The following is a 9184-nucleotide window of genomic DNA, read 5'->3' on the forward strand; positions in this document are numbered from 1 at the left end:
CCTGCAATCTCAAATGCCGCCGCAACCGGAAAACTGACTCCTGCTCAATCGCTTAGAGCCTTGTTCACGGACGACTACTTAACGCGCGTGCTCCAAGATCTGGAGCATCCGAAATGCCGGGTTGTTCGAATCGGCAGTCGAGGTAGTCGCCCTAGTGCGCAGACTCCGAAGGGCCTCGCTATATTCATGATTGATGAACAGTTCAAATCCGATCTTTTTGAGAGGCTCGATAAGCCCGGGCCGCACCACTGGCGACCAGAACATGAAGTGTCGCTCGAAGTCCGGCAAATGCAGATACGACTCGGCGTATTCCCGCTGCCGATGATGCTTCCTAGTCAAGCGCTCAATCGTTGCCGCGCCACCGGTCCCGATCTGAAGGCCATCCAAGTGCGTGGTGACCTCGCACAGATAGACTTTCCTCCCCGAGAAATCAAAGCCGATGACATCAAGTTCACCGAGTCCAGCTAGGCCTCCGCCTGGAGGGCGCGCATTGTAGTCGACGACCCCGCAACCTAAAATCAGCTTCAAATATGCTCCAACGATATACTCGCCCATTTCAGTCGGCACTTAGGTCACTCCTACAATAAACGAATGGCCTGGCGCCGCTGCCCTGCAAGGGATGGTCATTCCCAGCACACTGCCGGCAACGATCGCCCGGGGTAGCTTGCCAGCAGGCGGATCTGATTTGCCGGAATGCCGAGCCCAAACAAAGTGACCATCAAGTCCCGTTGGCTTCCGCCGCGGGCAAAGGCGCTGACCGCATCGTCGTACCGGTCGAGATCGGCAATAGTGCGCAGCGCAACGACGCCAGGATAGCTGGCGCGGATCGTCTGGATCATGGTGATGCAAGCCCCTTGTGATTCCCCGCAAGCATGGAACCACAAACGAGCGACGGCGGCAACATCTATTTCGGATTATTGTAAATTGTCAACATAACAAAGTCAACGGATGGAGCAACACTTCCCACACGCACAAAACCCGGTAGCTCACAAGCATCCGAAGCCACCACTAATCGACAATTTGCGACGTACTTGCGATCCCGCTTTAATGGCGGCATGTCTTGCCCCGTTGGACGCCACACCCCTACGCATGCCGACGGCCGGCAGATGAAGATTACCTTCGGCGAGATGCGCGAGATGGGCTTACGGCGCATCCTGGTCCACTGCCATTGCGGTCACAACGTTGCACTCAGCGCCGATCGCTGGCCGGACGATGTTCGCTTGTCTGATATTGAGCCGCGTTTCGTTTGCGCCGGATGCGGCAACCGAGGGGCTCAGGTCCGGCCCGATTTCACGAGCGGCAAGCCTCCGCAGTTTGCGACGTCGAGCGTCCGTTAGAGGAACGAACGCGCGAACGAAGGCTTGGAGGCCTGCTGGCTCGCGACCGGGAGCTGGCGGAGCGGCCCCGGCCTTAACCCGAGCCTCCCTGACGCCGGGGCCGTGTCTCCGCCGCCCACTGATGCGGCCTTACCCCTTGGTTCGGTACTGTTGCGCCTGTTTCCTGTACAGCGCGAGTTCACGTATGAACTTGCGCCGCTCGGCATCTGATAGGTGCATGCGGGTCATTTCGCGAAGCGACGCGGCTTCGTTTATCGCGCGCTGCGCTCGGTCTAAGAGTTCTCGGGTTTCGCGGCTGAGTTGCTCTGGCACAAGAGGCGCTCCCTGCTATCAGGCGGGAGCGCTATGGCGTCTCTCAGTCACCGACGCCTTGGAATCGTGGCCGATGATGGGTACCAACGTACGAGGGCGAAACGGGTCCTAGTTATTTGGGCGGTTGCAGACCGGGCGACGCCAGCCACTCGCTCATGTGCGATCCGGTCTCGGCTTGCCGAGCTTTTCGGAGTAGCGCTTCACGGTCGGCGCCCGGCGGGAGTTCCTTCGCCTTCTCGCGAAGACGCTCCGCTTCCTCTGTAAGCCGTATTTCCAGCGGGGAAGATTGGACGATCTTGCGGCGCTGCACCATGGTCCTACTCCAACCAACTCGGCGCTTTAACGTAGAATGTACAATGATGGTTCCGGTCCCCACACGTTTGGGCCATACGAATGGAAACCGGCCCGCGAGCGTGAACCGGCGCTCTTGTCGTCACCGCCTCAGCCGGCAGCCCCTCCATTGAGTTGCTGACGCAGTTTCCTGATGATCTCCCGCAGATCGTTCAGGTACTCCTTGACGACGCGTCGAGCCTCCTCCGATCGCGTGGGCTTGGGCTCAGGTGTTTCTTTAGCCGGGTGAGGCTCGTCAGGGGGTTTCATACCCGAGGGTCGCGGAGAATCGAGCGCGGCCGTTGAGATGGATCAAAGGCCCGCCCGTAATTTCCCGTCTCACGGTGCTCCTGTCGAATCGGCCTCTGGGAGTTCATGACAAAATAAAGCCCGGCTGGGTCGCGATCCCCAGCCGGGCCTTGTTGAACACTGGGCTTATCTGGAGAAGGACAGTCCCAGCGATGGAGACGATGGATGGCTCGCCGGCGCCATCCTTGATCCATGTCAAACGATCGTCAGAAGCTGGATCAAAGCTGAAATGCCCCGCCAGCGTGAACCGGCGGGCCTGTCACATCGGCGTGGCATAGGCATTGCACATTTACTGCTGACTGGGATTGCTGGTCCCCAGTTTGGTACAGGGCGCCGCCGGGACGCTTCATTTCGAGCCCGGCGGCGTATTTTTTTGGAACATCGAAGGCGATGAAGCGCCTTCCGAGCAGGGCAAGGCACATGCTGCATCCTCAAGGTATAGCGCTGCGCAACTCCCCAAACTCTCGACCTTCATCGTGCGGCGCAGCTCCGAGAACGCCTCCGGTGGAAGTAGCTCGCGAACTTTGCGCTCGTACAGCTTCCGCGTCCTGCGCTCGATTTCCAAGGCACGCAGCAATCCGCGGCATTCGGCTTCGGTGTAGGTCTGCTCGCGATCAGATTTGCGCTTCTGCTTCGGCGTCATAGGTGCCTCTGCGTCTTGGCCAGCTTGACGGTCTGCACCACCTTCGAATTGAATTCCGCATCACGCTTCGCCAGCTCTCGCTGCATCAGTGCGATGGTCTTGTCATCGGGGTTGCCTTGAATCACGATCTGCGTGTCGCCGCCCTTGACGGAAACCGCTCCAGCGCCAGTCAACACTCCCTGCGTCTGCATATTGCTGAACACCCTCGCGCCGCGCGGGAGATTGACCAGCTCGGGGCCTTTCTCGCCGACCATGGCAAGTCCACCGGGCGCCGAACTGGTGCCACTGGCGAATGCGCTAACGAGCGGGGCGCCGCCGACCGAAGTGGGGCCGACCGCACCAGCAATTGAGCCGTTTGCGTTGACGGCGCCGCCGAGCCCAAAGAGGGAGGTTAGCCCACCGGTGGAGCCGCCGAACGCACTCGCAAACAGCTTGTCGGCCGCAATCGATGCGAGCTTGTCAGCAATCTTGCCGAGCGCATCGAGGCCGGATGATTTGAACGCGTCCCAGGCCGAAGCGCCTTGGCGGATCTGCTGACCAAACGTGGTGAAGAACCCGCGGTTGACGCTCATGGCTTCGGTTGCCAACCCGTCGAGTTGCTTGCGCGCGCTCGTGGCGTCGTTCATGGCCTGCTGGAACTGCGGCAGCGCGGCGCCGGCGACCTTCGCCTGATCGGCAACGTCTTCCATCGCTTTAGCCGAGTTATTTAAGGCCGAAGCCCACTCATCAGCGTTGCGCGGATCCAAGAGACCGCGTGCAACCAGGCTCTGCAAATTGTCGCCCATCGCCTTGGCGGCGTCTTTCGTTCGAAAAATGCCAATCGCTGCCATGGTCAGTGCTCCCCATTGATCGGCATACGCGCGCCAACCCGATCCTGTGGCCAGCGACACAAAATCTGCTGATCGATCCCGTTCGGTCGGATGACAGTCAGCTCCGCGAAACCGCCGACGCGCGAAAAGCCGTCCTCCGCGGGCGAGCGGCGTTGCAATTCGAGCAGCTCTCGCAAGCTGCGCTCGATGTTCTCCGGCGTGTCGTCAGGATCCGGCTCGACGTAGCCCGCGGCCGCGATCAAATCATCCGATGGCCAAGGGCCAAACGATGTTCGCCCAAGGGGCAAGATCAGGTAGGGAGTCGAGCCAAAGCTAATGCTGTCAGGACCGCCGGCTGTTCTGATATAGAACAGCATCGGCCGCCCGTAGAAGAAGCCTGCCAGGGCGAGTTCGAAAGGCCGGTCCAGCCGGAATTCCTCGACGATCAACGGCAGCTCGCGCGAGGCGATGCCCACCAGCTCGTCAAAGTTGGAAGCGCGGCGGGACAGTTCGCGAGCGGCGATGTCCAAACCGAACGTGTTGCCTCGTCCCGTGATCACAGCGGGCCATGCGGGAACGGTACGCACCTTCGATCGGAATTCGCCAACGAAACCACGATCGTCATAGCTTGCCGCATCCGTCGCGACGTAGATGCAATTGTGCTTTTTCGATGCGACGAGATTGTTGGCGGTCATGACCTGATCGTTTCAAGTGCCATGTCGAGCTTGATGCCGATCTCGCCAGCAACATCGAAGATCGTTTCCAGGCTGGGCGGCGAGGCGCCTTCCTTGATATCCCGCAGCCGATCGAATGCCTTGTCGCGGATCTTTGCCAGGGCGGTTTCATCGGCACCGCTGCGGATGCCGACCAGCAGTTCGGCTTCGAAGTCGAGAACAATCGTTTGGAGGTGGTTCGCCACTACACGAGCCGAATGTTCGTCGCCATCGGCTTGCCGGTGCGCTCGTTCAGACCAATCTCGAACCCGACGTGCTGTCCGACTTCGAGCGCTCGCGTTCCAAGCGGGAGCGCCGAGGCGTGGCAAAAAACATCGTGCCCATCGACGCGGAGAAACCCGAACCCGCGCTCGCCATTCCAATTCTTTACTTCGCCGATCTTCATCTCATGTCCCCGTGGGAAGCTGCCTTAAGGCTGATCAGGCGAAGTCGCCGCCTGTCAGGTATTCAATGTCGCCGTAGATGCCCAACCCACCGGTGCGTTGCATCACCATGAGCGAGCCGGTCTGGTACTGAGTGGAAAGCACCGTCTTGCCGTATCGATTGACGACATGCGGGCTCGCAGCAAGCGTGATCGTACCAGTGCTGTACATCACGAATCCGCAGTTGAACCCGATATCGAGATCGTTGGAAACGGTCACTGTGACGTTGGCCGTATCGTCAGACCTGAAAATCTTCCCTTCGTCGTCGCGGGTTACCCTAAGGTTGCCCGTGAACGGAACGACGAACCCGCGCTGCTTAGCTAAATCGTAGCTCATGGCTTGAATCCTTCGATCTGCTTGTTGGACATCTCGACCGCGCGATCGTGCCAATCATTGACCAGCACACGCGGCGCGAAATCGAGATGCTGCAGGGCTCGGAGTCCGTCCTCCAACCGGTTACGCGACGCGAAGTGCCACGAGCGGATGGCTTCACCTTGCGCGACGTTCTGATTCTGTAAGGTTCGGTCGATCGCGGCCAAGCGTGCCCATGCATTTTTGAAGGTCGTGATGGCTTCGCTGTACGCCGCACCGGCGGCATCCCGCTCGGCTGTAAGCTGTTTCCGGTTCATTGCTCGGTCTGCCCCAAGGCGCGCGCGAGATCGGCCGGAAGCGGCGTCTTGGTCGGCGCCGCCTGGCGCGGGTCGCGCGTTGGCGTGATCTTGATGTCGACGACGGGCTGACCGGCGGCGATGACTTGGCGAGCGGCAGATTCGGCATTGAGTTTCTTGACCATTGGAGTCTGTCCTTTCGGGTTGGGTTACGCCGCGATGGCCGTTTCGCGCGCGACATCGGCTTCAATGGCGCGCTGATCCGGAATGATCTGAGCCAAAAACTCACCGAGCGCGTGCACGTTCGGCAGCTCCGCCAGTTCGCGAGCCGCGTCGGACATGGCCGAGGTCGCATTGGCCAGGAGCCGCACCGCGTCCCGCTCCCCGTCCAGCTCGGCCGATTTGCCGGGGTGCACGAGGTCAACCGCCCGCCCGCGAGCCGCTTCGATCGTCTCACGATCGGCGCCGACAAGCTCGGGAGCTTCAAGGATCGCCTGCAGATACAGCAGCGACATGGTCGGGATTGTTGCGCGGAGTTCCTTCGCCAACTTAGGCAACCGGTCGCGGACCTGGCTACGCAGGACGGCGCCGGCAGCATCGGTCTTGTCGACTGCCGGCAACTGGATGTTGGCGCGCTTCTCGTCGATCCTGGCGCTGAGCCGCTGCACGACGGCATTCGCGCGGATCAGCTCATTCGCCTTCTTTTTCAGTTCATCGCGGGCCTCTTTCGTCTTTCCCTGCGCGCTGAGATCGGCGTTGCCGCGAACCCGGGCGGCGGTGGCCATGATTTCGCGATGCAGTTTCGAAAGGCGAGAGAGTGCGCCGCGCACTGCGACGTCTGACACGCCGGCGGCCTGTGTTTCGATGGTTGCGAAATAGCGTTCGTTCATTTTGGGTATGACCTATGTTGTGAATTTTCTTGCGATGTTGATTGTCAACATCAAGCCGCGATTGGCTGCCGACGCGCGGCGACGGAGCGCTCCCAAGCGGCAAGCTCGGCGAGGCGCCAAAAGCGGCGCTTGGCGATGTAGAGCGGGCGAGGGAAGTCGGAGTCGTCTTTCAGGCGACGCTCGACCCACATATGGCTCACCCCGCCGTAACGGGCGCGGAGCTGCGAGGTGGGGATAAGGGCGTTGGGATCGTCAGCGGACATCGTGACCTCATGCGTTACGCACAAGGTCTCACGAGTCACATCGTCCCGCTATCGAGCGGGACAAAGTGCAAATTAGTGTTGACGGTTGCTTAGTAGCCCCTAAGGGCGCGCATGATTGTTTTCGGGCTGACGCCCTCTTTTTCCGCAGCGCGCTTATACGCCTGAGCGTCCGAGAAGCCTCTATCTTTTTCCAGCCAGAATGCCTTACGTCGCTTCACTGCTACATCGTGGGCGCGATCCTCGAGACTTACGACTGGGGCATACATCCGAGCGATGTTGGCGCGAGCACGTAAGTTGTGCATCAACGCTTCAAGTTCACTTCTGGCATATGCGTCAGAGCCATTCCGCCTGATGCATCGAGAGCGATCGGTTGCTTGAGCTATGACTTCAATATCGAGTGTGTTCAGTTTGTAGGCGCGCTTGATGCGCGCAACCAGACGGTCGACCTCAGCCAACAGGGTATCGACCGGTTGCGCACCCGAGGTGTTCATGCGGGCTCCCTTTGAAACGCGATCACGTTGCTTGCCGTCCGACCGTTCACCAGATCGTCGACGTATCGACCCCACGCCGTGAACGCTTGGGTTTTTTCGCGTAGGTATTTATGGCGAGCGTAGACCCTGGCCACGCCACGAATGCTGCCGGAAGAATGGTTGACACAAGCCTCCGCGATCTCGATGGAGAACCCGAGCGCTTGCAGGCCGGAATAGAACGTCCGGCGCAGGTCGTGCAGTGTCCAAGGCTCTATGGTCGCGTCCGGATCGGACTTGCGCAGTTCTGCAAGCATGGCCTCGTCAAAGCGCTTCTTTGCCTTCGACAATCCACTTATCGGGGTTTCGCCGGTCGTCGTGAAGAGAAGGCCCTTTCCCCTGATAGTCGGCAGGGATTTCAGCAGGTCGGCGGCCTGAGGGCTCAGCGGGACTAGGTGTTCGCGCCCGTTTTTCGTTCGCTCTTTGGGGATTGTCCACAACGGCTCACACCAGCGTCCACCGTCGTCCAGCACGATCTGAGTGCCACGCAGGTCCAATTCCGACCGAGGCAGCTCGCGCAGCTCATCGCGGCGCTGGCCGGTCAGGATCAAGGCTTGTACGAGGCGCCCGAAGGGGTAGCCCTCGCGATCGGCCACTTTCCAGGCTGCTACCAGTTCGGGGGCGCTCAGCTTGCGCTCACGCTCTGTTTCGTGAGCAAACGCGTCAAGCGACACGACCGGAGAGGATTCCCGCATGTCGCGGTCGACGCACCAGTCGAAAAAGGTTTTGAGCACCGTCAGCGTGCGGTTAGCAGTGACGCCCCGTCCGGAATCGACCAGGCCGTCGAGCAGCGTGATTGCATCATGCTTGGTGAGTGAGGCGAGGGGGCGTCCCGACCATTTTCCAAGTACGCCGTTACCCGATTTCACCCAATCGCCCGGGTTCTCCGGATCCGGCTTCAGGCCAAAATAGTGAGCGGTGAGCAGCCGGGTCGAATCCCGTAGCCCTTGGCGCTTCCGGCCTTTGTATCGCTTAAGGAACTCGACCATCGCCCCGTCGATCGTATCGTCGCGGATAGCCTCCCGCTTGGCCTCCGCCTTTTCGTGGCGGCGCACATGCGTGGGGTCGATCCCGCGCCGGACGTCCTCCGCGGCGGCGGTGGCGAGCATACGGGCTTGGCTGGGCGTCAGCGGATGACCGATTTGCGGCTGAGCCGGTGAGGGCGTGAGCGCCAGCGGACCGAGGGTGAGCTTCTTGGGCGCGCGCTGCCCGGCTTGGTCGCATGCAACAGGTGACCGGAAGCGAAACACCCACGATTTGACGCCGGAGGGATGCACCACCAGAAACAGGCCGGCGGCGCCGCCGTCGGATTTCTCGTATCGCACGGCGCGCGGTTTGAGCTGCTCGATTGCGAGGCTGGATAGCGCCCTAGTCTTAGCCATGCCGTTACCCCCAGGTGCCGTGGGGTAACGTCTCGATGGTGTTAGTGGCCGTTACCCTGCGTTGGTAACATGCCCTATAAATCTTCAAAAATCAATGAAAACAAAGCAGTTTTTTGCAGATGAGACGTTCAGTCTCGTTACGCTTCGTTAGGGTATCACCTTCGTCTGGGAGACTAGGGGTCTGAGGTTCAAATCCTCTCGCTCCGACCATTTAACAAGCTGCAATTGCTTGAACATTTTCGCTCCTTGTTAAAAGCTGATGACGCTCGCACAACCCGGGGGAAGCACCGGGGAAGCACGAGCGCCGATTCTAGGTGGTCCGGGCGGCTTTTGCACCGCCCGGGACCGCACTTTCAGTTCAAGTGCGGTCGGCTTTCTGCGACGGCCTTTGCCTCCAACATTTTCATCGCGGCGGCCAAAGTGACAGCGGCATCGATTTCGACCAGGTTGCCGGGTAGCGGGCGGAATTGGCCGGCGGCCCTTCCCTCGAGTGGCGCCAGCATCGCCGCGGCGATCGCCGAGCTCACGTGGCAACGGATCAGGGCGTTCCCATCCTCAATGGCCAGGATTAGGTCGGTCCCACGGCGGGCGAGCAGGGCGCCGAGGTCATTCGAATTC

General features: G+C 60.5%; 16 protein-coding genes. 1 reads left to right on the forward strand and 15 read right to left on the reverse strand.

Going from position 1 to position 9184, the window contains the following annotated elements; genetic code table 11:
• Positions 1 to 468 (forward strand): hypothetical protein (locus AC0L3P_RS38385; RefSeq protein ID WP_473309221.1); only part of this gene is annotated, 468 nt, incomplete at its 5' end.
• A gap of 155 nt (positions 469 to 623) precedes the next feature.
• Here AC0L3P_RS38385 and AC0L3P_RS38390 read toward each other — a convergent pair.
• The 15 genes from AC0L3P_RS38390 to AC0L3P_RS38460 all read right to left on the reverse strand — a co-directional run.
• Positions 624 to 839, reverse strand: coding sequence for a hypothetical protein (locus AC0L3P_RS38390; RefSeq protein WP_473309222.1), 216 nt, complete (start codon positions 837 to 839; stop codon positions 624 to 626).
• A gap of 922 nt (positions 840 to 1761) precedes the next feature.
• Positions 1762 to 1962 (reverse strand): hypothetical protein, encoded by a 201-nt coding sequence (locus AC0L3P_RS38395; protein ID WP_473309223.1) that lies wholly within the window; start codon positions 1960 to 1962, stop codon positions 1762 to 1764.
• A 672-nt stretch (positions 1963 to 2634) separates the two neighbouring features.
• Positions 2635 to 2931, reverse strand: coding sequence for a hypothetical protein (locus AC0L3P_RS38400; RefSeq protein ID WP_473309224.1), 297 nt, complete (start codon positions 2929 to 2931; stop codon positions 2635 to 2637).
• Positions 2928 to 3761, reverse strand: coding sequence for a hypothetical protein (locus tag AC0L3P_RS38405; RefSeq protein ID WP_473309225.1), 834 nt, complete (start codon positions 3759 to 3761; stop codon positions 2928 to 2930). Before AC0L3P_RS38405 ends, AC0L3P_RS38400 begins: the two co-directional genes overlap by 4 nt.
• A gap of 2 nt (positions 3762 to 3763) precedes the next feature.
• Positions 3764 to 4435 (reverse strand): hypothetical protein, encoded by a 672-nt coding sequence (locus AC0L3P_RS38410; protein WP_473309226.1) that lies wholly within the window; start codon positions 4433 to 4435, stop codon positions 3764 to 3766.
• Positions 4432 to 4659: a hypothetical protein gene (locus tag AC0L3P_RS38415; RefSeq protein ID WP_473309227.1), complete on the reverse strand. Its 228-nt coding sequence runs from the start codon at positions 4657 to 4659 to the stop codon at positions 4432 to 4434. Before AC0L3P_RS38415 ends, AC0L3P_RS38410 begins: the two co-directional genes overlap by 4 nt.
• Positions 4659 to 4859 (reverse strand): cold-shock protein, encoded by a 201-nt coding sequence (locus AC0L3P_RS38420; protein WP_473309228.1) that lies wholly within the window; start codon positions 4857 to 4859, stop codon positions 4659 to 4661. The genes AC0L3P_RS38415 and AC0L3P_RS38420 overlap by 1 nt, the downstream gene beginning before the upstream one ends.
• A 34-nt stretch (positions 4860 to 4893) precedes the next feature.
• Complete coding sequence (locus AC0L3P_RS38425; protein WP_473309229.1) at positions 4894 to 5232, reverse strand: hypothetical protein; 339 nt, start codon at positions 5230 to 5232, stop codon at positions 4894 to 4896.
• Positions 5229 to 5525 carry a hypothetical protein gene (locus AC0L3P_RS38430; RefSeq protein WP_473309230.1) on the reverse strand — a complete coding sequence of 99 codons (297 nt, stop codon included), beginning with the start codon at positions 5523 to 5525 and terminating at the stop codon, positions 5229 to 5231. The genes AC0L3P_RS38425 and AC0L3P_RS38430 overlap by 4 nt, the downstream gene beginning before the upstream one ends.
• Entirely contained in the window at positions 5522 to 5689 is a 168-nt protein-coding gene (locus AC0L3P_RS38435; protein ID WP_473309231.1) for a hypothetical protein, read from the reverse strand. Before AC0L3P_RS38435 ends, AC0L3P_RS38430 begins: the two co-directional genes overlap by 4 nt.
• A gap of 24 nt (positions 5690 to 5713) precedes the next feature.
• Positions 5714 to 6394 (reverse strand): hypothetical protein, encoded by a 681-nt coding sequence (locus AC0L3P_RS38440; RefSeq protein ID WP_473309232.1) that lies wholly within the window; start codon positions 6392 to 6394, stop codon positions 5714 to 5716.
• Positions 6395 to 6444: 50 nt separating this feature from the next.
• Entirely contained in the window at positions 6445 to 6657 is a 213-nt protein-coding gene (locus AC0L3P_RS38445) for a helix-turn-helix transcriptional regulator (RefSeq protein WP_473309233.1), read from the reverse strand.
• A gap of 89 nt (positions 6658 to 6746) precedes the next feature.
• The gene (locus tag AC0L3P_RS38450; protein WP_473309234.1) at positions 6747 to 7148 is read right to left on the reverse strand and encodes a hypothetical protein; all 402 of its coding nucleotides are present in this window, start codon (positions 7146 to 7148) and stop codon (positions 6747 to 6749) included.
• Complete coding sequence (locus AC0L3P_RS38455; protein WP_473309235.1) at positions 7145 to 8566, reverse strand: tyrosine-type recombinase/integrase; 1422 nt, start codon at positions 8564 to 8566, stop codon at positions 7145 to 7147. Before AC0L3P_RS38455 ends, AC0L3P_RS38450 begins: the two co-directional genes overlap by 4 nt.
• 353 nt (positions 8567 to 8919) lie before the next feature.
• The coding region (locus AC0L3P_RS38460; RefSeq protein WP_473309236.1) for a hypothetical protein at positions 8920 to 9184 on the reverse strand (265 nt) is incomplete at its 5' end.

The organism is Bradyrhizobium sp. WSM4874, assembly GCF_055811835.1.